Raw genomic sequence first — 25,786 nt, 5'->3', positions numbered from 1 at the left:
GTTGAAGCCCTTGTTCAGGTCTCGACATGAACGGCGAGCTTCGCCTTGATAAAAACCATTTTAGGATCCGCAGAGATCTATCCGAATTAATCAAAGGTGCCTTAATTATTGCGGTGTATTTTCTTGGGTGATTGTTTACCCAACTGCGATTGCAGGAAAACGCCCGCCAATATAAACCCTAAACCAATATAAGTTGCATTGTGGATCTGCTCGCCTACAAAAGTCGCAATAAAGTAGAGTGACAGGAAGGGGGATAGAAAGATCAGATTGCTTATTTTGGCAGTGTTGGTAGCAGTTTTCATAGCGCCAATCCATAACACGAACGCAAATCCCATTTCAAAAGCACCAACATAGAAAGCGCCTGCCAGTCCGCGCCAATCGGCAACGATAAGGCTTGAAAAAGTCAGGACCGTTATTGTGATAAATGGCAAGCTGAAACAGAAACATAGCAATAGGCCGATAGTTGGATCATGTGGGCTTTTTGTGTTGAGTATCCAGTAAAGCGCCCAGATGATAGTGCTAATCAGTGCCAGGCTAACGCCTAAAGGGTTTTCAAAGTGCAATCCCGCCAGATCACCTTTTGTCGCAATAATAACTACACCCAGATAACTGATAAGGCACGCAAAAATTTCCCAACGACTGATTCGTTGACCGAGCAGGGGGATCGACAGCAAGGCCAGAGTGATTCCCCAGGTATAATTCAACGGTTGGGCTTGTTGGGCAGGTAACAGATCGTAGGCCTGAAAAAGAATCAGGTAGTAGGCAAATGGGTTAAGGAAACCGAGCAGTAAATAGGTTTTGTAACCTGCTTTTGCCTGAGGCCAGATGTAGCATAATTTTTTCTGCAGACCCAGAATTCCCAGTATCAGCACAATGGAGCTAATACAGGCGTAAAACAATAATTGCAGAGTGTCGAGATAACGTAGACTCAATTTAAAAGCGGTCGCCACCGTTGACCACAAAAGAACAGCACCCAAGCCATAGAGATAGGCGCGTTGCTGTGAGGGCATATGTCTGGTCCTTGGTCCAAGCGTGGAAATGGATGTTGTGTCGATATGATGATCCTAGCCTAGCCTGAGATCTCAATCGAGGTAAGGTTATTCGTGGGATTAATGTTTGGTCAGGATACTCGTTTCCGGGTTAATGGATTGTCTGTGTGTAAAGTTGCGATCATTGTCCGGAATAAGAGGGGAGGCGTCTTATGACGCCTGTTGGGCACTACCGCCATCCCTGGCTATCGTGCTATACCGTACATCCTGTACATAAAAAAGGCGCCAAGTCCGTTTGGCGCCAAGGGCTAAGGCAGGATTTAGGGTCCTCCTTGTTGCTGATGATTTGTGAATGAGGTCTTGCGCCTATTTACGGCTGGCAACCGGCGACCCTTGAGGCGTAACACTGAGTTCAATGCTTACGCGACGATCCAGGGCTTGCAGGTCCGGATTACCGCCGGAACTTTGTGACAGTTGCTTGCCATGAGCGCGGCTATGAATGCGCGCCGGGTCTATACCATGGTCGATCAGGTAGTCCTCAATACTGTTGGTGCGTTGAAGCGATAACGAGTGGTTATAAGCCTCACCCCCACGTTCATCGGCATAACCATCCAGTTGAACATTCACCGCCGGGTTGTCTTTCAGAAACTGGGCTAGCTCGGACAGCCGTTGGCGAGTAGCCGGTAAGATGTCAGTTGCAGCAGTTTGGAACATAACTTCCAGTTGCAAGCCTTCGAATTGCAGTCGGCTTTCATAGGTGGCGTTTGCGATTTCCAGCGTACGGTTCTTCTGTTGACTGTCGGCAAGCTGCTGTCGAAGTGCTTGTAACTCGGCTTGCGCTTCTCCTAGCAAGATCTCTTTGGTTTCGGCCTGTTCCGCTTCATTAACGCTTTCTCCCAGCGCATGGCCTATTCCTGAGCCAATGACGACTCCAAACGGGCCGGCAACCAGGCCGCCAATAAGGGCTCCGCTACCTATTCCAATGATTCCCTCACGGCTGCTTTCCTCAGCCATTGTCAATGACGGAAGGGTGGCGGTCAGCAGCAGGCTACTTAGTACGATGGCTTTTTTCATGGTGTTTCCCCTTGCTTGATTGGCCCGGGTTGTGGGCCGCTGTTGATTAAGTTCAGGTTTATTAAACCAAGGCATTAGGGCTCACCCATGGCATAAATCGGGCAAGATAGGGGCAGATTGTGATCAAAAATGGCATCTATACTAAGACGGTGAACCCACTCTTCGGAGTCCAGCTATGGTTGCCACACAGGTCACCCCAACCAATGAAGTTCAGATACTGCTAAGGGCTAACCAGTCCGCCAGTTGGCGGATCAACCTTTGCGTGCTGGCTGGTATCAGTGTCGCAGGGCTATTCATTGCTTTCGGGTTTATGATGCTCGGTGCGCCCTGGGTGTTGCTTTTTGTCGGTCTGGAGATTGTGGCATTAGCGGTATGCTTCTTTTTGGCCAGCCGCGCCAGTACACGCCAGCAGTTAATTCGAATAGGTAAGTCCCAGTTAGTGGTGGAGAAGGGGCACCTGTATGCGGAAGAGGCATTAGATCTACCACGGCAATGGACCCGGGTATGCGTGGAGCAGGCTTCCCATCCTTTGGGCAGCGACCGTCTCTATCTTCGCGCCATGGATAAAATGACCCCGGTGGGGGAGTTTCTGAACCAACCGGAGATCGCATTACTGCGCGACCGCTTGCGTCAGCAGGGCTTGCCAATAGACATACAGTCAAGGGTCTAAAGATGGGAAATGACGGCTATGACCGAGAGCCAAATAGGGAGAGTCTGGAGGGGGATCGTGCAAATTGCCGTTCTGGTTCTTGATTTTCACTTACCTGGCTGTCGTTCGCTAAAGGAAAAACGCCAGCGATTAGGAGGTCTGCGTGATCGTGTGGGTAAGCAGTCCCAGTTAGCGGTCGCCGAATCGGATAAGGCAGACCTCCATCAACAGGCGCAATGGACCGTCTTGATTCTGGGGTCGACTCGAGCTCAAGTCATGCAGCGTATGGAGCAGGTCTTAAACGGTCTTCAGGATTATGACGCGGTGCTCTGTAATCAGCAGCTGGAATGGCTCTAAGTGGCGCTGTTATCCTGGTGTGGCTTGTGTGGCTGGGTCCCAAGCGATAGCTCTTCCGATTGATCCAGCTCCAGTAGCAGATCGATCAAGGCCTGCTGATGGTCGCCAGGCTCCTGCCACAATCCACGTTGCACCGCCTCCAACATACGTTCTCCCATCTCTTTTAACGCATTCGGGTTGTATTGCTCAAGAAATGCCCGGTTGTCTGCATCCAATAGCAAACGCTTGGTAACCTCGGCGTATTGGTAATCTGCGATCAGATCGGTCGTGGCGTCGTAGGCAAATAGATAGTCTATCGTCGCAGCCATCTCGAAGCCGCCTTTGTAACCGTGCTGACGCATCGCCTCAATCCATTTAGGGTTCAGTACCCGGGAGCGGATCACCCGGTTTAGCTCCTCATTGAGAGTTCGGGTCACGGGCTGAGCCGGATTGGAATGATCATTGTGATAGATAGCTGGCGCTTCAGGGGAGAGCACCCGAACGGCGTTACTCATGCCACCCTGGAACTGATAATAATCATCAGAATCCAGCAGGTCATGCTCGCGATTGTCCTGGTTGTGCATCACGACCTGCAGCCCCGACAGGCGATGCTCAAAGGCGGCAAATGCCTGGGTGCCGCTGTCACTTTGACCGTAGGCATAACCTCCCCAGTTGATATAGGCACTGGCCAGATCGCTCTCGCTTTCCCAGCAACGCTCGTCAATCAGCCCCTGTAGGCCAGCACCATAGGCGCCGGGCTTGGAGCCAAATATGCGCCAGCGGCTTTGTTGTCTGGCTTGATCCGGGGTGAGTCCTTGCTGGCACAGCATGGCTTCTTCCTGAAGGCTTTGTTGCCGGATTGGGTTATTGTCTCCGGATTCCTCATGCTCGGCCAGGGCCTGTACGGCAGCGTCAAACAGACGAATCACATTCGGGAAGGCGTCACGAAAGAAACCCGAAATCCGCAGGGTGACGTCGATGCGAGGGCGCCCGAGGTGAAAGGCTGGAATGATTTCAAAACCGTTCAAGCGGTTCGACCCTGCAGCCCAGCGAGGGCGTACGCCCATCAACGCCATGGCCTGGGCGATGTCATCACCGCCGGTGCGCATGGTGGCTGTGCCCCATACCGACAAGCCGATGGTTTTAGGATACTCACCATGGTCTTGCAGGTGGCGCATCAGCAGCTGGTCAGCGCTGCGTTGGGCCAGTTCCCAGGCTGCAGGAGTCGGTATGGAACGACTATCAACGGAATAAAAATTGCGGCCCGTGGGGAGCACATCGAGACGGCCTCGGCTGGGGGCGCCGCTGGGGCCGGGAGGTACAAATTTCCCATCGAGAGCGTTGATAAACTGACGCAGTTCATTATCGGGACTGCCGTCGAAGGCCGGCAGAATTGCCTGTTGAATGTGCTGGAACAGCTGCGCTGTAAGAGGAAGGTTTTCCTCTGCCAGTTTTGTTAGCGGCAGGGCTGGTTGGCCAAAATGTCGTTCGATAAGCTCAAGTGCAAGCTGTTCGAGCCGTTCCCTTGTGTCAGCCTCGGTGCGCCAGGCATCACCACTGATGATCGCTAGCCGCTCCGGCCTGCTTCCATGCCAAGGCGTGGCAGCAAGCGGAGACAGGGGATCAAAGCCAGGTTGGCTATCGCCTAGTTTAAGGTCATCGGCCAGACAGACAAGCAGACTTTGATCCTCAGGGCTGTCGCCACGGGGCAGCCGGGTGAGGGCAACCAGGGTTTCGCTGCGTTGCAAACCCTCGGTTCCGTAGCCAAACAGATGCAGTCCGTTACGAATTTGTGCTTCCTTCAGGTCGCACAAATAAGCATCCAGCTCATTAAGGATCTGCTCTTCGCTAATGCCCTGTGTAGTATTCGTCGAGTGCTGGGCCTGTTGTTGGCTGCAGGGCAGCTCCTCCAGCACATGGGAACTGCACAGCTTGTCCACAATCTTGTTGCGCAGGTGCTTTTCCCGAGCACTATCGACGCCCATGGCCTGGTAGAGCTCATCGACCAGCAATTCGAGTTCTGCCATATCGCCGTAGCTGTCGGCTCGCGCCAATGGGGGCATCAGGTGGTCGATGATAACCGCTTGCGTCCGGCGTTTGGCTTGGGCCCCCTCACCGGGGTCATTGACGATAAAAGGGTAGATATGGGGCAGTGGACCCAACGCGATATCCGGCCAGCACTGACCAGACAGGGCGGTGCCCTTGCCGGGAAGCCATTCCAGGTTTCCGTGTTTACCGATATGGGCAATGGCGTCGATGCCGTACTCATGGCGCAGCCAGAAATAGAAGGCCAGGTAGCTGTGGGGCGGTACCAGGTCGGGATCATGGTAATTGGCTGCGATATCCATTTGATAACCACGAGCGGGTTGGATACCGACAAAAGTCGCACCGAGTCTGATGCCGGCGACCATAATTCGTCCCTGACGGGCCTTTGGGTCCTGCTCAGGGTTCCCCCAGCGTTCCGTCACCGCCTCTTGGCAGGATGCTGGTAATTGGGAGAAACAGGTTTTATAGCGCTCGATACTGAGACTCTGCTGACAGGGGCGCAGGGCTAATCTGTCGGTATCGTTGGTGACCCATTGCAGTAATGTCTCAACCAGGGCGGTGCCATCGTCGGGAATGTTGTCGACGTTGTAGCTATGGTCTCGCATGGCGTGAAGAATGTTTATGGTAGAGTTGGGTGTATCCAATCCCACGCCGTTGCCGATGCGGCCATCTTTGGTGGGGTAATTGGCCAGCACCAAGGCAATGCGCTTATTGCTGTTTGGGGTTTGTGCCAGCCGTGCCCAACGCTGCGCCAGATTGACTACAAAAGCCGCGCGTTCCAGGTGCAGTCGATAATGCACCGGATCAATCTGACAGCGCTGGTTGCGTGGTGCAATCTCTTTAAAGCTGATCGCCCGGGTGATGATACGGCCGTCCATCTCCGGTAATGCGATGTTCATGGCGATGTCTGTGGGGCGTAAGCCCTGACTTTGTTGTTGCCAGTCCTCTTCACTATTGCCGGCAAGAATAGCCTGCAATATTGGCGCATCGCTCTCGATAGCCACTGTCTCTGTCATCGGCTGTGAGCTTAGTGCTGCGTTGCCCTGATTATTCAAGGAGAAGCCGGTGGTGTTGATAATTACCGCGATTTCATTCTGCTGACAAAGGTGGTTCACCAGTGCCAGGCACTCGTCTTCTTTGAGCGACGCCACCGCGAGCGGCAGAGGGTTTAACGATTGTGAGCATATTTCTTCTATCAGCTGATCGAAGGCCTGGGTATTTCCGCTTTGGATATGGGAGCGATAAAAAAGCAGTAATACGATGGGTTGATCGGGGATCCATTGGGCTTGCCAGTCTTTTAACGTGGCATGAAGCTGCGCCGGGTGATAAATCAACCCTCTAGGCAATATCCTGGGCGGATTCCAGCTCAGTGGCAGGTCGAAAAACTTGTCACCCAACAGTTTGTAAAAATTATCGCTGTTTTCCGGGCCACCTTCGCGAAGAAAGCGCCAGACATTGTGATACAGATCGGAAGACACATTAGAGACGCGTTCCAGATCCGGGTCGGCTTGGTCGTCACCCGGCACAGCGATCAGGGTCAAGCCGGTTTCGGCGACGCGTTGTTCGAGTTGTTCGAGCTGGTAATGCCAGTAGCCTCGACCGCCCAGCAAAGACACTACGACCACGCGAGCCTGCTCGATCACCCGGTGCGAATAGAGGTCATAGGCCGCAGGCTTGGACAGGTAGCTGAGGTTGGCGAGACGCAATTCCGGATAGGATTCGGGTAACCTTTCTGCTGTCTCGGCTAAAAGAGCCAGTGAGCTATCCTGGGCGGACAGAATCACCAGCTCGGCCGGATCCTGTTGCAGATCTATGATGCCTTCATCGTCGGAAAACCCTCCCGGTTTGGCCGCCAGCAGGTGCATGTCAGGCCTCTAATGCCTGCAAACGTTGCTCAATCTGTTTCGTATCCAGACCTTTCCCGATAAGAACAATACGGCTACGACGTTCTTCATCCGACTGCCAGGGACGATCAAAATAGCGGTCGAAGCGTTGGCCGACGCCTTGTATCACCTGCCGCATGGGTTTACCGGGAAGGGCAAGAAAGCCTTTGGCTCTGTAGATCGGGTATGCTGAAACCAAAGCTTCCAGCTCTTCCAGCAAGCGGTCACTGTTGACCTCACCCAGGGACAGGCTGATGGAGTCGAAATGATCATGAGCATGCTGGTGATCCTGGCCCTCTGCATGATGGTGATCGTGATGAGTATGTTTGTGTTCGATCTGTGCTTCCGATTGGGATTCCAGCCCAAGAATCAGCGACTGTTCCACTTCACCGTTTTGCATCGGATGACAACGTACGCCGTCGCCAATACGAGCGTTCAACGCCTGTTGCAACGACTCAAGCTGGTTGGGTTGTAACAGATCTTGCTTGCTGATCAGTACCAGGTCCGCGGAATGCAACTGGTCATCCAGCAGCTCCTGTAAACTGGGGTCGTGATCGAGGTTTTCATCCGCCAGACGCAGGGCGTTAACTCGATCAGGGTCGTCGGCAATACGGCCGTCGACCAAGGCAGGGCCATCGATTAGGGTGATGACCGCATCGACCGTGCAATGCATTTTTATCTGTGGCCAGTTGAAAGCCTGCACCAGGGGCTTGGGCAGTGCCAGTCCGCTGGTTTCAATCAGAATATGATCAATCTGGTCGCGTCGTTCCACCAGGGTTTCCATAACAGGAAGAAATTCCTCCTCAACCGTGCAGCAAATGCAGCCGTTGGCGAGCTCATATACACCATTATCGCTAGCATTGTTTGCTTCTTGCTCGTCGTCGCAATCGAGCGGACAGTTCCGTAACAGGTCAGCATCAATGTCGAGTGCGCCGAATTCATTGACGATAACCGCAATGCGTTTGCCATTGGCCTGGCGCAGAATGTTGGAGAGCAGGGTCGTTTTACCGCTGCCGAGAAAACCGGTAACGATGGTGGCGGGTATTTTGTTCAGGTTCATAATCTTATTGGGTATCTGTTGGTAAGGAAGAGGGAGTGGATCCGGTCGGACCGGTGGTAGTTGTGTTGGTAGTGTCTGTGTTGAGGCTGTTTGTTGTTGCGTCACGCTTTACCTGTCTTGGTGTCGCTGGTTTTACCTTGGGTCGGTAAACGTGGGCCTGTTGCTCGCTGTAAAGCCAGGAATCGTCGAATTGGTGAGGATTTAACACATTTCCAACCAGAATCAGAGCGGTACGGCTGATACCTGCGTTGCGCACTTTGGCAACGATGTCAGCCAGGGTGCCACGAATCAACTGTTGTTCGGGCCAGCCAGTTCGATAGCACACCGCCACCGGGCAGTCTTGACCGTAATGAGGTAGTAGCTCGTCGACAATCTTGTGGATTCGGGTTATGCCAAGGTGAATGGCCAATGTGGCGCGATGGCGAGCCAGTTCGCTAAGGGATTCTTGCTCCGGCATCGGTGTTTTGCCGGCATAACGAGTCAGAATCACCGTCTGGGAAACGCCCGACAGGGTTAGCTCATTACCCAGTGCTGCTGCAGAGGCACTGGTGGAAGTGACCCCGGGTACGATCTCGTAGGGAATCTTCATACCCTGCAAACGGCGAATTTGCTCACCTATGGCGCCATAGATCGAAGGGTCACCGGAATGAACTCGGGCGACATCATGGCCTCGTTGGTGGGCGTTTTCAATCAAATCGATGATTTCGTCCAGGTTCAGGGGCGCCGTGTCGATGACGGTGGCATCGGTTCGCACTTCACGAAGAATTTCTACCGGAACTAATGAGCCGGCATAGAGAATAACCGGACATTGCTGGATCAGACGTTGAGCTTTTATTGTGATCAGTTCGGGATCGCCGGGGCCCGCGCCAATAAAATAGACACTCACAAACAGTTCTCCTCTTGGTTTTCCGTTTGCTTGCTACTGGCCGTATTTGCTGACAATTTTTTACGGTAGCCCCTCGGGGTGTAAACCCAGCGGCCACCCTCTAATAACCGGCTTTCGCTATTACCGACCAGTACCAGTGTCAACATATCAACTCGGGAGGGGTCGAGCTCCTGCAACGTTGTGATGGTAACGGTTTCGTCGTCACGACCCAGATTGCGAGCAATGACCACCGGGGTGTTGGTTGGGCGGTATTGGAGCAAAACACTTTGCGCATGGGCCAATTGCCAGTCCCGTTGACGGGAGACCGGATTATAAAAAGCCGTAACAAAATCACCCTGACCTGCGGCATGCAAACGGGTTTCTATGGTTTCCCAGGGGGTCAACAGGTCGGACAGCGAGATGGTGCAAAAGTCATGGCCCAAAGGTGCACCCGCGCGTGCGGCGGCCATTTGTACCGCAGATATACCGGGAACCACTTCAATTTCTATCCGCTGTGCCTGCGGGCAAAATTCCGAATCGAGCAGTTCAAATACCAGCGTAGCCATGGCATAGATACCGATATCACCACTGGAAATTAATGCCGTGGTGTTACCTCGTAATGTCAGCTCGAGCGCTAATCGAGCCCGTTCGATTTCGGCGCCGAGTGGAAGGTCATGGTGTTTCTTGTCGGTTCCCAGCTCAGCCAGCAGATCCAGATACAGTTGGTAGGCAACCCAATCACTGGCATCGGCCAGAGCTTGTTTTGCCGCCGGTGCCAGGTAAGCGTGATCACCTGGACCGATACCTACCAGGTAGAGTCGTGAGGGTTTTTCGGTCGAGGAAGATTCCTTGGAGGAGCCAATTGTTGTTACAGGGTTGGTCATAGGTGTTGTGTCGGCCGTTTATAGGGTAAAAAGGTGCGTTTATGGTTTGTGTTAGTTTGGGCGCTAGAGCTTTGCGAGAATGTTCGCACTTGGTATCAACCCATTTATATTTCATAACTGCGCGCCAGGGCGCAGGTGGCTCGTTGGTTTTTTTGCTTGGTGATAAACAGTTCGGATGAGCGACCAGTTAACCGACTCGCTTGTAATAACGCGGCGGCTTCGGCAACGCCGTAACATCCGACCTCACGAAAAACGATTTCGGAGCGTTCGCTTAACTGATCCTCTACGGTGCGTAACTGCGGCGAAGAGAAGTGGACGAAGGGCAATTGATGGTTGTGGCAGAAGGACAGTAAACCCACCTCATCGGCTTTTAGATCAATGCTGGCTACTGAGCTCACATCAGAGAGTTGAATTTGATGTGATGAGAGAGTCTCCTGAACCAGCGTTTCAATCATTGCTTCTGGGCAACCTCGGTCACAGCCAATGCCTAATACGTATTTTGGGTGCTGATAGCTGTTGGCTGTGGTGCATACCAATTGTGCCCCGAGTATTTCTGCTATCTGACGACCCCATTCGTTAGCACCGCCTTCATGGCCGGACAACAGGGGAATCACCCAACGCGCCGTTTCGTCCATGACCAGCACAGCCGGGTCATCGTGTTTGTTGTCAAGCACAGGAGCCAGGGTGCGAACCGCAATGCCCGTAGCGCAAACCAGTATCAGGCGATCACCCTGTTGAAAGCATGTTTGCACCTGTTGTGTGAAATTTTCCGGCCGATGCAGGTGTCGGGCGCCCGATAACTGTTGCGCCAGGCGTTCGCCCAGCTGAAGCCCTTTATCGGTTAAACTGAAGATGCAGATTGACCCTTTCATCGCAGTGGACGCTCCTGCCGAGTCACTAGTAGAAGAGAGAAGTAGGGGCCGATGTGGCCCTGCAGTTTTGTCAGGTCGTATTCGATATGTTGGTCGTCATGGCCAATACGTTCCAGATAGACGCCATCAGCTAAGCGACCCTTTTTTTCCAGAAGCTCAAGTAGCCGGGGAAGATGGGGGCCGGCTTTTAACAGGGCCAGGCTATGAAATTGTTGCAGAGCCTGTTCAATCTCATTATCACTGGAGCGTGAGCTGAGCACAGCCAGGCTTTCATCGATTAAGGTTAGGGGGATTCCGGTTTCCGCACTGGCAGCGTTGATCGATGTGATACCGGGTACAACACGACAACGGTGCTTTTTTTGCAGGCGGTTTTGCAAATAGATAAAAGAGCCAAAAAACAGGGGGTCTCCCTCACAAAGAAACACCGCCGTCAGGTTTTGGCTAAGGTGCTGGCTGATGGTGTCCGCTGCTTGATCGTATTGCTCGTTAATCAGAGTGCGATCCTTACTCATGTTAAGGACGATCGGCAACTCGGCTTGATTCGGGTTCCGTTCCGGTAACGCCAATGCTTCCCGTGCAATATGACGGCCCAGTGAGAAGCCTCGCGGGTTCTGAATATATATCAGCAGGTCGGCCGAAGCGATGGCTCGAACGGCTCGCAAAGTGAGCAAGTCGGGAGCACCCGGGCCCACGCCTACACCCCAAAAGGTTCCTCGAACCTTAGTCATGCCCGGTGCCTTCGGTGCCATAAAAGGGTTTGCGCACCTGTAGTAATAACACTTGGGCTTTGGGCCTGAGTAACAGCTGATTACCCAGTGTGTCACCCCGAGAAACCTGAATTTGGGTCCAGTGGCAATCAATGCCGTTCATGGCATCCGTGGTGGAAAAGGCAAGTAATGTGGCACGGCTTTGTTCGGTGACGGCGCTGGCCACCAGACGTCCGCCTGGTTGCAGCTGTTGCCAGCAATAATGCAATAAATGATCGAGCTGCCCGTCGCTGCCGCCGATAAATACCGCATCGGGATTCGGCAACGAATGCAGGGCATTGGGTGCAGGGCCCTGGACCACTCGAAGGTTGGCATCCACCCCAAACTGGTCACGATTCTGTTCTATGAACTCGGCCCTTATTGGATGCTTTTCTATCGCATAGACTTGCCCTAAAGGATTCCAGCGTGCCCATTCGACCGCCAGGGCGCCGCAACCGGCACCGACATCCCAACCAATATCCTGAGCGCAAGGTTGTAGCAGGCTTAATGCGCTTAATCGCACCTCGCGTTTACTGATCATGCCCTGACCCGGAGCTTCGCCGGTGGCAAACTGGCGGTCATCAATACCGGGAAATTCCGGTTGAACGTTGCCCATACCCAGGGTTTTTACCAGAGTGACATGCAAGGGGTGGAAAGAGGTGTTGAGGTTTTTATCCAACAACTCCGGAATACTGAACTGCCGCACACGCTCTTGTTCGCTCCCCAGTGCTTCACAAACCCAGAGGGTAGATTGTCGAAGGTTCGCCGCATGTAATTCCCGGGCAATATCTTGTGGCTGACTTTGATGGTCGGTTAACAGTGCCAGTGTACGGCGGTTAGCCAGTGCGCTGCGCAGCCGTTGTAATGGCCGGCCATGCAGGCTGACCACCGATGCTGTCTGCCAGGAAATACCCAGACGTGCGAAGGCCAGCTGGATGCTTGATAAGGCGGGGATAAAGCGCAGCTGCCGGCTGTTCAATATTCGTGAAAGAAAACCTCCGATGCCAAACAGCAATGGGTCTCCTGAGGCCAGCAATACGACGCTTTGTTGCTTATGTTGATCGAGTACATTGTGTAGTTCACTAAGCGGCGATGGGTAGTGAAGAGTTTGGGTGTTTGGACTTAATGGACCAGCGCTATCCAGATGGCGCTGAGAGCCGATCACCAGCTCTGCATTGTGGAGAGCATGCTCGGCTTCGGGTGTCATCTGCGTGGAGGCTTCGGCACCAATACCGATCACCGTTAGTGGTGGGCCGGTCCAGTCGATTGTCCTGCTGACAGTCATCAGTAACGCTCTCCGACCTGGATTCTGGCCAGTGCGTTGAGGGCCGATACGGCCAGCGCGCTACCGCCTCGGCGGCCCAATAATGTGATGGTGCCAATATCAAGCCAGTGCTGCGCTTCCCACAACGCCTGTTTGGATTCGCTGGCGCCAACAAAGCCGACGGGCATGCCAATAATCAGTGCGGGTTTGGCTTCACCGGCGGCGAGCATCTCCAGTAATCGAAACAGGGCCGTAGGGGCATTGCCAATCACCACAATCGCACCGTCCATCAAGCGGACCCAATGCTCCAGAGCCGCCATGGTTCGGGTTTCGCCAAGGGCTTTGGCGCGTTCTCCGATACCATCCAGATTGAGAAAACAATGGGTAGGATTGTTAATATAACGTCGAGTTAAGCCGTGGCGCACCATTTCAACATCGCACAATATAGGCGCGTTACCAGCCAGCGCCTGTAGACCTTTTTCAGTGGCTTGACTGGAAATTCGAAAGCTATCCAGTACAGCAGGGTCGCCGCAGGTGTGGACCAACCGCATGGCTACTTGTGACTCATCCTCGGAAAATCCGGACAGATCACTCAGCTCGCGAATTTGACGAAAGGATTCACGTTCGATAGCGATGGGATCTTTTAAATAGTCGTACATGGGATTGCTGTCGCCATTGGCTATAGGTATTTCAGTATTAATATCTCGCCACTGTCCGGATCAGTGGTCGTGACTATGATGGTGGTGGCTATGATCATGGTGGTGGTCATGGTCGGTGCCAGCACCACGGACATGGTGGTGGTGTCCTTCCTGGGGCTGACCGACTTTGTGCTCGGAACCGATAATCTGTACCCGATATTGGCACATCTGGCAATTCATATTGCCGGTACCCTGTTCTGTTTCCTGCATACGCTCGATAAAGGTTTCCAGCACCAGTGGGTGGTCGTTCAAGTAGGGTGCCTTAACAACTTTGATGTCCGGGTGTTGTTGCTGGTATTCATCGGTGACTCGGTAGATCATTTTTACCAGGCGGCCGGTAAAGAGAAAATAGGGGAACACAATAACTTGCTTGAAGCCCAGTCGATGACTGCGAGCCAGAGCATCACCAATCAGGGGGGAGGTGACACCGCTGTAGCCGGTAACCGCCCAACCAAAACCCATGCCTTCTTCGAGTACCCGGGTAATTTTGGAAATATTGGAGTTGGCATCCGCATCCGAGGCCCCTCGTCCGATCACTACCAGCAGGGTGTCTTTGCGATCGTAGTTGTCACCGAACTGATGTTCGACTTCTTCAATGCGGGACTGGGCCGCCTGAATCATTTTGGGGTGCACACCGAGGTCGCGGCCATAGGTAATTTCCAGATTATCGTGCTCGGCTTGCAGGGTATTCAGCTCGCTGGGAATATCGTTTTTGGCATGGCCGGCGGCCATTAACATACCCGGAATGGCTGTGATTTTCTGTGCCCCCTGTTGGCGCAGTTGTTCAATCCCGTCACTGATCAGTGGCCGGGCAAATTCCAGAAAACCGGTCGCACAGAGCCTTTCGGGGTAGCTCTTCTGAAGGTGCCGGGTGAGCTGCTGGAACTCTTCGATCGCTTCTACATCACGCGAGCCATGGCCTACAACAAGCAGGGCGGGTTTGGTCGATTGGGTCATAGGATTCACTTGGTTGCTGACGACCAGCCGGAAGGCTGCATGTTTTGGCCTGAGGGTCGACAGTGGATGACTGTTTAATGAACGGTTAGGCGGCTATTTTAGCACTTCTTGATGCCGCAAACAGTGGGCTGTTGCTACATGATGGATCATTTTTCATAGCAGCTTGAATCAGATTCTAGTGACTGTTCTAGCAAACTCGGTTGGGCAAGGCGCTGATCAATGATTCGAGATCAGAAAATTCACGATCGGCACTCTTCAAACGGGGCCTTTGTAACAGCGTGACCGGAATATTGAGCCGGTTGGCGGCGGCCAGTTTGTTATTCATGGTCGAGCCTCCGCTGTTTTTGGCGATCAGCAGGTCGGCTCGATGTAATCGAAGCATCTGTTCTTCATGGGCGATCGAGAAAGGGCCAATCGCAGTAATCGTCGTTAACCGGGGGTGTCGGTGCGAAATCGGAACGGCGCTGCGTACCAGCCATTGTTGGTGTTCGGCTATATCCAATCGCTTTGGTGGAATCTGGCCTACGGCAAACAGTGGTCGACGGTAGTGAGGCAGCGTGAAGCTGAGCGAATGCCAGTTGGCGACTTCGTCAAAAGGCATTTCATAACTGCTTTGCCAGGCGGGGCGTTGGTAGCGCCAGCAGGGCAGACCAAGCCTGTCTGAGGCGATAACCGCATGCTTGCTGATCTGCTCGGCGTAGGGGTGGGTGGCATCGATGACCAGCTCGATAGCCTGTTGGCCTAACCAGCTTATTAAACCCTCGATGCCAGAAGAGTCACTGGAAGGTTGTTCGTTCTTGCAATACTGGGAGAAGCCACCACTGATCACCGGGCACTCGAGAAACGGCTGTCGCACCAGACCGGCAACGGAATAGGTGACCTGATGACCCAGTCGGTGTAATTGACCGGCTAGCTTTTTGGCTTCGTTAATACCACCGAGCAATAAAATTTTCATTTCGTTGCGCTGCCCAGTAGTTCGCCGTTGCGGTCAAAAGCCCAGACATCGATGGCTACCGTACTGCGGCTGATACGAAGCGCTTGCTGGCAAGCGACGTCACAAATTCGCTCGGCGATCGGCAGGTTGTGCTGTTGGCAAAGCTGCAAGGCATGCAGGCTGCTATTGGCGTTGCAAATGTCGTTTTGCAGTTGTTTTGACCCGCCAATAGTGCCTGCATGTTCGGCAATACGGTGCAGGTCGATGCTGCTGCGCCGACTGTGCAGGTCGAGATGCCCCTCGGCCAGCTTGCTGAGTTTACCGAACCCTCCGGCGATACTGAGTCGCTTGAGTGGCGTACGATGCAGATGTTTCAGGGCAGCCCCAACGAAGTCACCGATTTCAACCAGAGCGATCTCGTCCAGATCCAGCTGATGTTGAATGCCGCGCTCGCTATTGCTGCCTGTGCAGATGGCAATGTGGTCATAACCATTGCTGGCGGCAACATCCATACCCTGATGAATGCTGGCGATATAAGCAGAACAGGAAAAGGGCCTTACGATACCGGTTGTGCCAAGAATAGAGAGACCCCCGACAATGCCGAGCCGGGGGTTCATGGTTTTGGTCGCCAGATGGGCTCCGTTTTCCACATTGATCTCGACTTCGAAGCCTCCCTGGTAGCCCTGTTGCTCCGACAGCTGGCGCAGGTGTTCGTGGATCATGCGCCGGGGGACTGGATTAATGGCGGGTTCTCCGGCAGCAATCGGCAGTCCCGGTCGGGTAACCATGCCGACACCTTCACCCGCCAGTAGTTTGATATCCGGCTGTTCAGTCAGGCGTACACGGGTGTAGATGGTTGCGCCATGGGTTACGTCAGGATCATCCCCGGCATCTTTTATGGTGGCGGCCTCCATACGTCCGTCGCTGAGTATTTTTTGACGAGTCAATGGCAGACGAACCTGCTCTCCTCTGGGTAGCCTGATCTCAAGCTCATGGCCAACAATAACCCCCAGTTGTGCACTCGCGGCGGCCAGCGCGGTTACCGTGGCGCATGCACCGGTGGTATAACCACTCCTTAGCGGACGTTTTGCTTCAGGGGTTTCTTCCCGCATAGTCTCTCTGGTGATTACTACGACACTTTAACAGGAGTCGCGTCGTGCCTATGGTTGTGTGATATAAGGGAGTCTACAGTGTTTCGAGGGTTAATGCGTTAGCGCATAGGAGCCTGACAATGCTCCAGCTTTGCTTGTTTTGAGATTATAAGGAAGGGACTAATGGCATCATCCAAGCGCCCCATGGGGGTTATCGCCACATTAGTATTGGCAGCTAGTATCGCTTTGTTGGCGAGTTCCATATTTTACTTTGGCTCACAGCTAATGAATCTTGAAAGCACCCTGCATAAGGTGACGGAAGAGGTCGCAGAGGTGCGCCGGCTAATGCCGGACATTCTTGACGAGTCTGCGCAAATACGGGGCAGTACGGCTTCGGTTATTGCAGAATCCGAAGCCATTCGTGGGCAGATTCCGGATATTCTGGCGGAAGTCAAAGCGGTGCGAGAAGCGATCCCGCCAATAATGCTCGAGATTGAAAAAACCAGGCAAGCTATCCCCGGTATGCTGGACCGTGCCGATTCGATTGTGTCCGGTGCTGAAGATGTCGGGAAAAATGCTTCTCAGGCTGTCGTTTCAGGTTTTTTTACCGGACTGCTTACGGCACCTATTACCGTGGCCAAAGGGCTCAGTAATCAAGTTTTGGGTACCGATGATTTGACTCGTGAGGATATTCTGGCTCTGAATGAAGCGGGTAAGAAGTTGCTTACCAAGGATAAGGTGGGGGATGTGCAAATCTGGCAAAATGAGGATTCGGGCCTGCAGGGCCAGCTGACATTGGTCAGCAAGGTCCCAGATGAGGAAACTGAGTGTCGACTGGTTAAGATTGAGGCCGAGCGTCAGGGCAATAAGCTGGTCGATACTGAAGTGACGACCTGCAAACAAGCCTCAGGCGAATGGGAATTGAAACTCTGAAACCGGCTTGCCTGTACCTATAGCCGCCTGTTATGTTCGCGGCTTTACCATCCAAGCCCAACAGGGTTTGCCAATTTAGTCATCGGAATTCCTATGTCAGTTACCTGTCCCGCTATCTTGATCGCCGCGCCTGCATCCAATCAGGGCAAGACAACGATTACCGCCGCTTTGGCCCGTTTGCATGCGAACCTGGGTCGGAAGGTGAGAGTATTTAAGGCTGGGCCTGATTATCTGGATCCAATGATTCATGAGCAGGCGTCACGAAACCCGGTGGAAAGTCTGGATCTTTGGATGGTAGGTCCCGAGCGTTGTCGAGAGTTGTTGTTTTCAGCCGCACAGCAGAGCGATTTGATCATTATTGAATGTGGCATGGGGTTGTACGATGGCACACCATCGAGCGCGGATCTGGCCAGGGAGTTTGGCGTGCCCGTGCTGGCGGTTATCGATGCCCGTTCCATGGCCCAGACCTTTGGTGCGCTGGCCTACGGCTTGGCGAATTATCAGCAAGATTTGCCGTTTGCTGGTGTGCTGGCCAACCGGGTGGGTAGTGCTAATCACAACCAGATGCTGGAGAGCAGCTTGCCCGAAGGCATGCGTTATTTTGGCGGTATTCCCCGTGATGAACGCATGCAACTTCCGTCTCGACATTTGGGCCTGGTACAGGCTTCGGAGGTCGAGGAGCTGGAGCAGATGCTTGAGCAGGGGGCGGCGGTGCTCGAAGAGGCGGGTATTACCAGTTTGCCAGAACCGGTCAGCTTTGCGGCGCCAGAGCAGCGCTGGCGCTGTGAAAAGCGACTCGAAGGCGTTCGGATCGCTCTGGCATGCGATGCTGCCTTTAGCTTTATCTATCCCGCCAACCGGCGTTGCCTTGAAGCCATGGGGGCGGAACTGATCGAATTTTCTCCCTTGGCGGATACCGAACTGCCGGAAGTCGACGCACTCTGGTTACCTGGAGGTTATCCCGAGTTACACCTTGAAACCCTCGGCGCTAATGGCACCATGTTGCGTTCGGTGAGAGATTTTTGTGCCTCTGGTAAGCCGGTATTGGCCGAGTGCGGTGGCATGCTCTATCTGACACGAACGCTCGGTTGTGAAGACACAACCGCCGAAATGTGCGGTGTGCTCGATACGGATGCTCGCCTGGAAAAACGTTTGCAGGGGTTAGGTCTGCAGTATATTGATTGGCCCGAAGGCCGTGTACGCGGCCATACTTTTCACCACTCATCAATGGATGATCAGTCTTTGTCTCGTTGGCAACAGGCCGTACGACAAAAGAACGGTCAGCCGGGGGAATGGTTTTATCAGCAGCAAGGGGTCAGGGCGTCTTATCTGCACCTCTATTTTGAATCTGCTCCCGAGGCCATCGGTCGTTTTTTCTCGGCAGACTGATGGCCATGCCCGTTAAGGCAGGTAAAAGGCAGCGCTTATCAACCGCTGCGTATTACCACTCGATACCGGGTTGAGCTTTAACACCGGCACGGAACGCGTGTTTATCGTCCTGAACCGTGCTGATGGTGTCTGCGATGTCGGCAATTTCTCGTGCCAGAGTGCGTCCGGTAATCATAACATTCATGTGTTTGGGTCGTGCCTGCAGCGCTGTTACTACGCGGTTAACATCCAGGTATTTGTATTTGAAAAGGTAAGTGAGTTCATCAAACACCAATAATTGATAGCTGGCATCCTGAAGCATGCTTTCAGCAATCTTCCAGGCGTTTTCGGCGGCTTCAATATCCTGAGAACGATTCTGTGTTTCCCAGGTAAATCCGGTACCCATTACATGGAAATCAACTCCAGGATGGTTACCAAAGAATAATTGCTCGCCGGTTTCTATTCGGCCCTTGATAAATTGCACTACTCCACACTTTTGTTTATGGCCCAGCGCTCTGGCCATAGTGCCGAAAGCCGAGCTGCTTTTGCCTTTACCATTACCTTTCAACGCGATCAGAACGCCTCGTTCCTCTTGCGCCTGTTCGATGCGAGCGTCTACCACCTCTTTTAATTTGGCCATTTTTTTCTGGTGTTTTTGTTCCAGTTCATCGCTCATGGTTCGCTCCAGTGTTTCAGTTGTTCGATGGAAAAATAATGGGCGTTCAGCTGTTGGGCCAGTACCCTGGCATTGTTCAGCCGAACGGGGCCGCACTCAGTGTCAATCAGGGTAACCTCCACCTTGCAATTCAAATCGTGCAAAGCATCACGGCTGCGCCCATCGGTTATCAGGTAAAGGTGTTGGTGTTCTTGTGGTTTTTTTCTGGCTTCGTTGTCGAGTAGTGACAGCCCTTGCAATACGGCTTGCCTGAGCGGAGTGCCGCCGCCGGCCGAAAGCTTACGCAGCAGTGGGCGTATTTTCTTGGGGGCGCGGGTTGGTTCCAGTAGCGTGGATACCTGTTGGTTAGCAAACTGAATGATCGCGACCCGTTCGCGTTTTTGGTACAGCTTGTTGTTCAGACCCTCGACCAAGCCCAGTGCTTGTTCAAGGTTGTGCGCCAACAGGGTAGAGCCGGAGCCATCAATAAGAATAAGATTAAGTCGAGGCCGTCGACTCCGTAGCGATTTTTTTTGCAGGTTGTTTAGGGGACGCCGCTGCCTGTTGTCAGGATGACGCAGGGTGGCCGGCCAATCGATGCGAGACTGTTGCGGTTCATTAAGCGCGCGTTGGGCTGATGGGGTACCAGCAATGCCGTGGTCAGAAAAAGGGCCGAGGATGGTGCCGTCAACGCTGGTCGCGGCATTGTTGGCTGGATTCAGGACTTTTTTTTTACCGCCACGGGATCCAGTTTTCGTCGATAGCCAACAGCTACCTGTTGCGCTGGAAGTTGTCCCCAGTCGCCATCGGTTTGTTCGCCGCTTTCATTTGCTTCAGCACCTGTGCCCGTTGGCTTGGTGGAGTCATGCTTTGATGAGGTTGGCGGAGTAGTCGACGGATCACCTGGGGATTCTGGCTTTTGTGGTGGCGTTTGCGCGGCCTCTTTTGGTGTTAGTGGCTGATCAGACTGTTGCCTGTGCAGTAGAACCAGTGAGGAGACCACTTCGATATGTTGTTGGGTTACTTCGGTATCACCTTGCCAAGCGGCACAGGCGCGCGCGGTACGGTAAAAAGTGAGATCAGCTCGTAAACCTTCGACCTGGGCTTCGGTGCAAAGGCGGGCAATCTCTTGTTGTACTGGCTCAGGAATAACAATGCTGCTGAGTTGTTGTTTGGCTTGCCTGATGCGTTCGATCAAAGCCTGTTGTGCATTGTGTTGCTGTTGCAAGAATTGCTCGGGCGCATCATCAAAGGCCAATCGTTGCTGGACAATTTTTGTGCGGGTGGCGCTGTCGTACTGATTGTCGAGACATACACTCAGGCCGAAACGGTCCAGTAGTTGTGGGCGAAGTTCGCCCTCGTCAGGATTCATTGTGCCAATCAGGGTGAATCGGGCGCTGTGTTGATGGGATATACCGTCACGCTCAACATGATTAACCCCCGAAGCGGCCGCATCCAGCAATAAATCCACCAGATGATCGGGAAGCAGGTTGACTTCGTCAACGTAAAGCACGCCACCATCGGCCTTGCTCAATAACCCCGGCTGAAACGCGACCCGATTGTCATCGAGCACCTGTTGCAGGTCTAGCGAACCAGTCAACTGTTCTTCGCTGGCGCCCAGGGGTAAATTAACGAAATGCTGTTCGTCATTTAACAAATCAGCCAGGCCTCGAGCCAGGGTACTTTTGGCACTACCCCGTGGCCCGGAAATTAATACGCCACCAATTCGGGGATCGACACTGCATAACAGCAATGCCAATTTGAGCCTGTCCTGGCCAATAATGGCGCTAAAAGGGAAGTGGTGTGTCATAGGGATGCTTGGATTCCGGCCTGGGGCATCATGCGGTTGCTGTTTCTTCTGTTCATTAAACCCGCTCAGTGTCGATTCCTGTTTCAAGCGGGGATCAGCTGTCACAGGTAGGGGTGAAAGGGTTAAGAGATATTCGCAGGCAGCACGTTTATAGCGCCTAAGGTACTCCAGTCGAGATCTTTTTTGAAGGGACACTGAGGGCGGAGTTGAGAAAGATTCATGCTGCCGTGAAAGCCGGACTAGAGTGAAAATAGTTTGCTGCGAACCGTACGGCGAAATTCGCTGGGGGTGACTCGCTCCTGACGTTTAAAACTGCGGGCGAAGTAGGCATCGTCGTTAAAACCGCAGGTTCCCGATATCGCATGAATGTCCAGGTCACTTTGCCTGAGCAGTTCTTTCGCCGACTCAATACGCAACCTGAGCAAATATTGCCGGGCACTGAGCCCGGTAGCGGCTCGAAAACGGCGGTTGAAGGTACGCAGGCTCATATCGGCCCGGGCGGCCATTTGGGCGCTGCTGATCTCTTGTGAATAGTGTTCTTGTAGCCATTGCTGAACCTGAATGATTGGCTCGTCAGGATGATTGCGAGCATCGTGCAGGGAGTAATGAATCTGGTCGTAGGATTTACGAATTTCACGGGAGAACTGCTGCTCGACCCGCGAGGCGATGTCTTTGTTGTACAAGAGCTCGATGATATGCACCATCAGGTCAGCTACCGAGTTAACGCTGCCAGCGCAATAGAGCTGGTCGTCTTCGGTGATAAAGTGATCTTTTTGCAGATGCACCTTTGGGTAACGGCGGGCAAAGCGTTCAAAATAATACCAGTGGGTAGTGGCCGCCTTGCCATCGAGCAGGCCGCTTTCTGCCAGCAGGCAAACACCGGTACCCGCTGCGCATAGGGTGGCCCCCTCTTGATGTTGCAGCGCCAACCAATCGATCAAAGGCTGGCTCTCGCGCAAAATGGGTACCGGGTTACGCCAGAGGCCGGGCACCATAACCAGATCATAAATCGTCGCCTGATGGAGCAGGGTATCGGGCAAGATGCGCAGCCCGCCAGCCATGTCGATGGGGGCATCTTCCATGCTGACGACGTGGACCGACAGCGGATCATGTTGGCTGCGGGACAGGTGACGGTAACTGTCTGCCGCATGCAACATCTCCATGGGCAAGGAGATACTGGTACCCAGCATCTGCTGTACAGCAACAATGGCAACGTTTGGCATCGAGCGATCCTGTGATCCAGTTGGCTTTGATGGCCTATAAGTACTATAAAATGGCTGAATAGTACAATCTCTTGTGCTGGCGCAGAATTACACTGGGATCAGTCGAAATTGGATGCTTTCTGCACACCCGCTTAAGGAGAATACCTTGGTTAAATTGCCCGTTATCATTGGTATGGGAGGCATAGGTCCTGCCGGTCGTACCTCTTGCCACCACGCTTACCGTCGTTTGGTCATCGATCAGTTATCGCTGGCAGATGCCGAAGCGACCAAGCGTGCATTGGCACAGGTGATGGGGCGCTCGGATGTTGAGTCGGACGATCTTCTAAAGGGCTCGCTGGTGCGCAAGCTGGAGAACAATCTGTTCGATCCCCAGGCTATCCCTTTGCACAAGGCTTTCGGCGCCGATCAGGGTTCTTCCCTGTTGGTGAATAAGAAGCGGGTTGGTAGTCCTATACCCGAGCATTGGACGGTAACCGAGCACGATGACCAGCGTATGCGCATTGATCTTGAGGCCAACCAGCCCTTGCTGGTCCCGATTACCCGTCAGTCCACCATCAATGCCGCAGGACAATTACCCAGCGGCTTTGATCCGTCCAAATTGTATCAGTCACGTAATCATCCTCGCGGGTTGCAGATGAGCGTCTACGGCGCGTCCGACGCTATCTCTTCCCTGGGTTTTGATTGGGATCGGGTTAAGCAATGCGTGGCCCCGGATCAAATTGCCGTTTATGCCGGCAGTGGTATGGCACAACTGGATTACAACGGCGTCGGGGGGATGTTGCAGGCTCGCCTGTTGGGCAAGCGTGTGACGTCCAAGCAATGTCCGTTAGGGTTGGCCGAAATGCCGGCCGATTTTATCAATGCCTACGTGTTGGGCAGTGTTGGCGCTACCGGCACGAATATGGGAGCCTGCGCCACCTTTCTCTACAACCTCAATCAGGCCAAGGATGATATTCGCAGCGGGCGTCGAAGAATCGTACTGGTCGGCAATTCCGAAGCACCCCTGGTCCCGGAGGTATTTGAAGGCTATGGCAACATGGGAGCGCTGGCCACCGACGAGGAGCTGCGTGAACTGGATGGCCGCTCTGTCGAAGAGGGTGCGGATCATCGCCGGGCATGCCGTCCGTTTTCTGGTAACTGTGGCTTTACTCTGGCGGAATCAGCGCAGTTTTTTGTTATTTGCGATGACGAGTTGGCGTTGGAACTCGGGGCGAATATCTACGGGGCGGTTGCGGATGTGTTTGTGAATGCCGATGGCTTCAAGAAATCGATCTCCGGCCCCGGGCTGGGTAACTATATTACGGTAGGCAAGGCGATGGCGGTTGCCCGTTCCATCGTTGGTGAGCAGGGGCTGCAGCGCAGCTTTGTTCAGGCTCATGGCACGGGTACGCCGCAAAACCGTATTACCGAATCACATATTTTAAACGAAGCGGCCCAGGTCTTCGGTATCAGCAATCTGCCGGTAACGGCGATCAAGTCCTATGTCGGCCATTCCCTGTCAGCGGCGGCCGGTGACCAACTCGCCGCTACTCTGGGTACCTGGCAATACGGCGTCATCCCCGGTATATCGACCATCGATCACATTGCGGATGACGTGTACCAGGACCAGCTGCGTTTCCTGATGCAGCACGAATCGGTGGATACGCAAGGTCTTGATGTGGCGTTCCTGAACTCCAAAGGTTTTGGCGGTAACAATGCCACCGGCGCTATTTTGGCTCCTCATGCCACCCAGGAGATTCTTCTGAAACGTCACGGTAAGGAGGCGATCAAGCGCCATGCCGCGCTCAATGAACAAACCCGGGAGCGTCAGGCCGAGTACGATGTTCGCTGCTCCAAGGGTGAACTCAGTCCTATCTACCAATTTGGTGAAGGGGTGCTGGGCGCCGAGGATATTGAGTTTTCGAGTAAGGCGCTGCATGTGCCGGGCTACAGCAAACCGGTCGATCTGGAGATTCCCAACCCCTATGAATAACAGGGTCTAAGCATCGCATTGCAGTAATAATAAGGCCGGCAATAGCCGGCCTTATTAAAATGGGTAAATGTTCAGCAAGTATCAGGACAGATGCCAGCAACCTTTGCCATTTTCGTTGAGGGCACGCAGGATGTCTGCCCTTGTGATCAGCCCCTGCAGTTCACCGTCCCGAACCACTGGATAGACCTTGGGTTTTTGTTCCAGCATCAGGCTCGCGATATCGACGATATCGTCCTCGGGCGAAACGGAGAGCACTTCGGTGCGCATGACTTCGTTCACCCGGGCTTTCTGGTCGCAGTAATAGGATTCATTGACGACCGCCCGAATGCAATCCTGTTCCGATACCCAGCCAACCACCTGGTGTTGGTCGTCAACCACGGGCAAGCCGGTAATGTGTTCTTTCGTCAGGCGCTCGACCACCACGCCAAGATCGGTTCCGCAAGCGATTGGCTTATGGTTTTTGGTCATGTAGTCGGCGACTCGTACAGAAGGCCTTGTCATAATCGATATTCCTTACAGTTAAAGGCATTCGCACAGGGCGAAGGCGGTTCGCACTGCACCTTCCTTCAGTCTAGACCATCGACAGATTGAAGGTCTTAGGTCGGTGCAGGCTTGCATCGGGCTAAAATAGGCATCAATCACGCCAAATGCGCTTCAAGCTCATCGGCGCTGCCAATCAGTTTGCCGCCGATAAAGATCTGGGGCACGGTACCGGCGCCGGTGGCGGCGCGTAATGAGCGAGTCGTGATTTGGCCACCCAACTCTATTTGCTCGTAGCGATAACCTTTATCTTCCAGCAATGCTTTGGCTCGAGCGCAGTGAGGGCAGCCGGGTTTGGTAAACAGGGTTACAAACTCGGGTGCCTGGGCATTTGGATTCAAATATTCAAGCATGGTGTCGGCATCGGATACTTCGAAAGGGTCGCCCGGTTGATCAGGCTCTATAAACATCTTTTCGATGACCCCATCCCGTACCAGCATCGAATAACGCCAGCTGCGCTGGCCGAAGCCCAGTTCGTTCTTATTGACCAGCATGCCCATACCCTCGCTGAATTCGCCGTTGCCATCGGGTATGAATCGGATATTTTCGGCATGTTGAATCGCTTGCCATTCATTCATGACAAAGGTGTCATTGACCGAAAGGCAGAGGATCTCGTCAATTCCATTGGCGGCGAAAACCTCGGCCAGTTCGTTGTAGCGGGGCAAGTGGGTAGAGCTGCAGGTGGGGGTAAAGGCACCGGGCAAAGCAAACAGGATGACATTCTTACCCCTGAACAACTGGTCGGTGCTGAGCTGCTTCCACTCATTATCTTCGCGGATGTTAAAGGTCGCCTGAGGTATTTTTTGTCCTTCGCGGTTGCTCTGCATTGTTATGCCTCTTGGGTATTGGTTTGTGTTGACTTAATAATGAAGGTTATAAGGGTATTGGTGAAATTAAATAAATATTGATCTTTAATAGATAAAAACTAATTGTCTGC

24 protein-coding genes are annotated in these 25,786 nt (G+C 53.4%); 5 read left to right on the top strand and 19 right to left on the bottom strand.

Going from position 1 to position 25,786, the window contains the following annotated elements; genetic code table 11:
* Window positions 1–101: 101 nt before the first annotated feature.
* Entirely contained in the window at window positions 102–1,010 is a 909-nt protein-coding gene (locus tag MIB40_RS13650) for a DMT family transporter (RefSeq protein ID WP_249695256.1), read from the bottom strand.
* A gap of 345 nt (window positions 1,011–1,355) precedes the next feature.
* A complete protein-coding gene (locus MIB40_RS13645) occupies window positions 1,356–2,063 on the bottom strand; it encodes an OmpA family protein (protein ID WP_249695254.1) in 708 nt (235 codons plus the stop codon).
* 175 nt (window positions 2,064–2,238) lie between these two features.
* On the opposite strand from MIB40_RS13645, the gene MIB40_RS13640 reads away from it, so the two are divergent.
* Window positions 2,239–2,733, top strand: coding sequence for a DUF2244 domain-containing protein (locus MIB40_RS13640; protein WP_249695252.1), 495 nt, complete (start codon window positions 2,239–2,241; stop codon window positions 2,731–2,733).
* Between the two features lie 57 nt (window positions 2,734–2,790).
* Window positions 2,791–3,069: a DUF503 domain-containing protein gene (locus tag MIB40_RS13635; protein ID WP_249695249.1), complete on the top strand. Its 279-nt coding sequence runs from the start codon at window positions 2,791–2,793 to the stop codon at window positions 3,067–3,069.
* Here MIB40_RS13635 and cobN read toward each other — a convergent pair.
* From cobN to MIB40_RS13580, 11 genes are all read right to left on the bottom strand, one after another.
* Window positions 3,066–6,959 (bottom strand): cobaltochelatase subunit CobN, encoded by a 3,894-nt coding sequence (gene cobN, locus MIB40_RS13630; protein ID WP_249695245.1) that lies wholly within the window; start codon window positions 6,957–6,959, stop codon window positions 3,066–3,068. The genes MIB40_RS13635 and cobN overlap by 4 nt on opposite strands.
* 1 nt (window position 6,960) lies before the next feature.
* Window positions 6,961–8,037, bottom strand: coding sequence for a cobalamin biosynthesis protein CobW (gene cobW / locus MIB40_RS13625; protein ID WP_249695243.1), 1,077 nt, complete (start codon window positions 8,035–8,037; stop codon window positions 6,961–6,963).
* Window positions 8,038–8,041: 4 nt separating this feature from the next.
* Window positions 8,042–8,923, bottom strand: a complete 882-nt coding sequence (gene cobM / locus MIB40_RS13620) for a precorrin-4 C(11)-methyltransferase (RefSeq protein ID WP_249695240.1) — start codon at window positions 8,921–8,923, stop codon at window positions 8,042–8,044.
* Complete coding sequence (cobJ, locus tag MIB40_RS13615; protein ID WP_249695237.1) at window positions 8,920–9,786, bottom strand: precorrin-3B C(17)-methyltransferase; 867 nt, start codon at window positions 9,784–9,786, stop codon at window positions 8,920–8,922. The genes cobM and cobJ overlap by 4 nt, the downstream gene beginning before the upstream one ends.
* A gap of 104 nt (window positions 9,787–9,890) precedes the next feature.
* Window positions 9,891–10,658, bottom strand: coding sequence for a cobalt-precorrin 5A hydrolase (locus tag MIB40_RS13610; protein ID WP_249695234.1), 768 nt, complete (start codon window positions 10,656–10,658; stop codon window positions 9,891–9,893).
* Entirely contained in the window at window positions 10,655–11,386 is a 732-nt protein-coding gene (cobI, locus tag MIB40_RS13605) for a precorrin-2 C(20)-methyltransferase (RefSeq protein WP_249695221.1), read from the bottom strand. Before cobI ends, MIB40_RS13610 begins: the two co-directional genes overlap by 4 nt.
* Window positions 11,379–12,689: a precorrin-6y C5,15-methyltransferase (decarboxylating) subunit CbiE gene (cbiE, locus tag MIB40_RS13600; protein WP_249695220.1), complete on the bottom strand. Its 1,311-nt coding sequence runs from the start codon at window positions 12,687–12,689 to the stop codon at window positions 11,379–11,381. Before cbiE ends, cobI begins: the two co-directional genes overlap by 8 nt.
* Complete coding sequence (locus MIB40_RS13595; RefSeq protein WP_249695218.1) at window positions 12,689–13,327, bottom strand: precorrin-8X methylmutase; 639 nt, start codon at window positions 13,325–13,327, stop codon at window positions 12,689–12,691. Before MIB40_RS13595 ends, cbiE begins: the two co-directional genes overlap by 1 nt.
* 60 nt (window positions 13,328–13,387) lie before the next feature.
* Window positions 13,388–14,323, bottom strand: coding sequence for a sirohydrochlorin chelatase (locus tag MIB40_RS13590; protein WP_249695216.1), 936 nt, complete (start codon window positions 14,321–14,323; stop codon window positions 13,388–13,390).
* Between the two features lie 187 nt (window positions 14,324–14,510).
* On the bottom strand, window positions 14,511–15,278 hold the full coding sequence (locus MIB40_RS13585; RefSeq protein WP_249695214.1) for a precorrin-6A/cobalt-precorrin-6A reductase: 768 nt from the start codon (window positions 15,276–15,278) through the stop codon (window positions 14,511–14,513).
* On the bottom strand, window positions 15,275–16,369 hold the full coding sequence (locus tag MIB40_RS13580) for a cobalt-precorrin-5B (C(1))-methyltransferase (protein WP_249695211.1): 1,095 nt from the start codon (window positions 16,367–16,369) through the stop codon (window positions 15,275–15,277). The genes MIB40_RS13585 and MIB40_RS13580 overlap by 4 nt, the downstream gene beginning before the upstream one ends.
* Before the next feature lie 162 nt (window positions 16,370–16,531).
* Between MIB40_RS13580 and MIB40_RS13575 the strand changes: the two genes are divergently transcribed.
* Together MIB40_RS13575 and MIB40_RS13570 are read left to right on the top strand one after the other, a co-directional pair.
* On the top strand, window positions 16,532–17,281 hold the full coding sequence (locus tag MIB40_RS13575) for a hypothetical protein (protein WP_249695209.1): 750 nt from the start codon (window positions 16,532–16,534) through the stop codon (window positions 17,279–17,281).
* Between the two features lie 93 nt (window positions 17,282–17,374).
* Window positions 17,375–18,670, top strand: coding sequence for a cobyrinate a,c-diamide synthase (locus tag MIB40_RS13570; RefSeq protein ID WP_249695207.1), 1,296 nt, complete (start codon window positions 17,375–17,377; stop codon window positions 18,668–18,670).
* A gap of 52 nt (window positions 18,671–18,722) precedes the next feature.
* Here MIB40_RS13570 and cobO read toward each other — a convergent pair whose 3' ends face one another.
* From cobO to MIB40_RS13550, 4 genes are all read right to left on the bottom strand, one after another.
* Complete coding sequence (gene cobO, locus MIB40_RS13565) at window positions 18,723–19,325, bottom strand: cob(I)yrinic acid a,c-diamide adenosyltransferase (RefSeq protein ID WP_249695205.1); 603 nt, start codon at window positions 19,323–19,325, stop codon at window positions 18,723–18,725.
* The gene (locus MIB40_RS13560; protein ID WP_319941674.1) at window positions 19,322–19,792 is read right to left on the bottom strand and encodes a VWA domain-containing protein; all 471 of its coding nucleotides are present in this window, start codon (window positions 19,790–19,792) and stop codon (window positions 19,322–19,324) included. The genes cobO and MIB40_RS13560 overlap by 4 nt, the downstream gene beginning before the upstream one ends.
* A 230-nt stretch (window positions 19,793–20,022) precedes the next feature.
* Complete coding sequence (locus tag MIB40_RS13555; protein WP_249695201.1) at window positions 20,023–21,114, bottom strand: ATP-binding protein; 1,092 nt, start codon at window positions 21,112–21,114, stop codon at window positions 20,023–20,025.
* Between the two features lie 239 nt (window positions 21,115–21,353).
* On the bottom strand, window positions 21,354–22,337 hold the full coding sequence (locus MIB40_RS13550) for a GlxA family transcriptional regulator (RefSeq protein WP_249695199.1): 984 nt from the start codon (window positions 22,335–22,337) through the stop codon (window positions 21,354–21,356).
* 145 nt (window positions 22,338–22,482) lie between these two features.
* Here MIB40_RS13550 and MIB40_RS13545 point away from each other — a divergent pair, with 145 nt between their 5' ends.
* On the top strand, window positions 22,483–24,309 hold the full coding sequence (locus MIB40_RS13545) for a beta-ketoacyl synthase (RefSeq protein ID WP_249695198.1): 1,827 nt from the start codon (window positions 22,483–22,485) through the stop codon (window positions 24,307–24,309).
* Window positions 24,310–24,390: 81 nt separating this feature from the next.
* Here MIB40_RS13545 and MIB40_RS13540 read toward each other — a convergent pair whose 3' ends face one another.
* Window positions 24,391–24,810: a CBS domain-containing protein gene (locus MIB40_RS13540; protein WP_249695196.1), complete on the bottom strand. Its 420-nt coding sequence runs from the start codon at window positions 24,808–24,810 to the stop codon at window positions 24,391–24,393.
* A gap of 137 nt (window positions 24,811–24,947) precedes the next feature.
* The gene (locus MIB40_RS13535) at window positions 24,948–25,676 is read right to left on the bottom strand and encodes a glutathione peroxidase (RefSeq protein ID WP_249695194.1); all 729 of its coding nucleotides are present in this window, start codon (window positions 25,674–25,676) and stop codon (window positions 24,948–24,950) included.
* Window positions 25,677–25,786 lie beyond the last annotated feature (110 nt).

This window comes from Aestuariirhabdus haliotis (assembly GCF_023509475.1).
GTDB classification, from domain to species: domain Bacteria; phylum Pseudomonadota; class Gammaproteobacteria; order Pseudomonadales; family Aestuariirhabdaceae; genus Aestuariirhabdus; species Aestuariirhabdus haliotis.
This window is presented reverse-complemented; position numbering and strand designations above follow the sequence as displayed.

What these genes read in the sequence shown, in the direction of transcription:
- MIB40_RS13610 (WP_249695234.1), bottom strand. Translation starts at nt 10,658, where the DNA reads ATGAAAGGGTCAATCTGCATCTTCAGTTTAACCGATAAAGGGCTTCAG.
- MIB40_RS13575 (WP_249695209.1), top strand. Translation starts at nt 16,532, where the DNA reads ATGGCATCATCCAAGCGCCCCATGGGGGTTATCGCCACATTAGTATTG.
- cobN (WP_249695245.1), bottom strand. Translation starts at nt 6,959, where the DNA reads ATGCACCTGCTGGCGGCCAAACCGGGAGGGTTTTCCGACGATGAAGGC.
- MIB40_RS13535 (WP_249695194.1), bottom strand. Translation starts at nt 25,676, where the DNA reads ATGCAGAGCAACCGCGAAGGACAAAAAATACCTCAGGCGACCTTTAAC.
- MIB40_RS13580 (WP_249695211.1), bottom strand. Translation starts at nt 16,369, where the DNA reads ATGCGGGAAGAAACCCCTGAAGCAAAACGTCCGCTAAGGAGTGGTTAT.
- cobO (WP_249695205.1), bottom strand. Translation starts at nt 19,325, where the DNA reads ATGAGCGATGAACTGGAACAAAAACACCAGAAAAAAATGGCCAAATTA.
- MIB40_RS13550 (WP_249695199.1), bottom strand. Translation starts at nt 22,337, where the DNA reads ATGCCAAACGTTGCCATTGTTGCTGTACAGCAGATGCTGGGTACCAGT.
- MIB40_RS13640 (WP_249695252.1), top strand. Translation starts at nt 2,239, where the DNA reads ATGGTTGCCACACAGGTCACCCCAACCAATGAAGTTCAGATACTGCTA.
- cobI (WP_249695221.1), bottom strand. Translation starts at nt 11,386, where the DNA reads ATGACTAAGGTTCGAGGAACCTTTTGGGGTGTAGGCGTGGGCCCGGGT.
- MIB40_RS13540 (WP_249695196.1), bottom strand. Translation starts at nt 24,810, where the DNA reads ATGACAAGGCCTTCTGTACGAGTCGCCGACTACATGACCAAAAACCAT.
- cobJ (WP_249695237.1), bottom strand. Translation starts at nt 9,786, where the DNA reads ATGACCAACCCTGTAACAACAATTGGCTCCTCCAAGGAATCTTCCTCG.
- MIB40_RS13645 (WP_249695254.1), bottom strand. Translation starts at nt 2,063, where the DNA reads ATGAAAAAAGCCATCGTACTAAGTAGCCTGCTGCTGACCGCCACCCTT.
- cbiE (WP_249695220.1), bottom strand. Translation starts at nt 12,689, where the DNA reads ATGACTGTCAGCAGGACAATCGACTGGACCGGCCCACCACTAACGGTG.
- MIB40_RS13585 (WP_249695214.1), bottom strand. Translation starts at nt 15,278, where the DNA reads ATGAAAATTTTATTGCTCGGTGGTATTAACGAAGCCAAAAAGCTAGCC.
- MIB40_RS13595 (WP_249695218.1), bottom strand. Translation starts at nt 13,327, where the DNA reads ATGTACGACTATTTAAAAGATCCCATCGCTATCGAACGTGAATCCTTT.
- MIB40_RS13555 (WP_249695201.1), bottom strand. Translation starts at nt 21,114, where the DNA reads ATGACACACCACTTCCCTTTTAGCGCCATTATTGGCCAGGACAGGCTC.
- cobW (WP_249695243.1), bottom strand. Translation starts at nt 8,037, where the DNA reads ATGAACCTGAACAAAATACCCGCCACCATCGTTACCGGTTTTCTCGGC.
- MIB40_RS13570 (WP_249695207.1), top strand. Translation starts at nt 17,375, where the DNA reads ATGTCAGTTACCTGTCCCGCTATCTTGATCGCCGCGCCTGCATCCAAT.
- MIB40_RS13590 (WP_249695216.1), bottom strand. Translation starts at nt 14,323, where the DNA reads ATGACCCAATCGACCAAACCCGCCCTGCTTGTTGTAGGCCATGGCTCG.
- MIB40_RS13650 (WP_249695256.1), bottom strand. Translation starts at nt 1,010, where the DNA reads ATGCCCTCACAGCAACGCGCCTATCTCTATGGCTTGGGTGCTGTTCTT.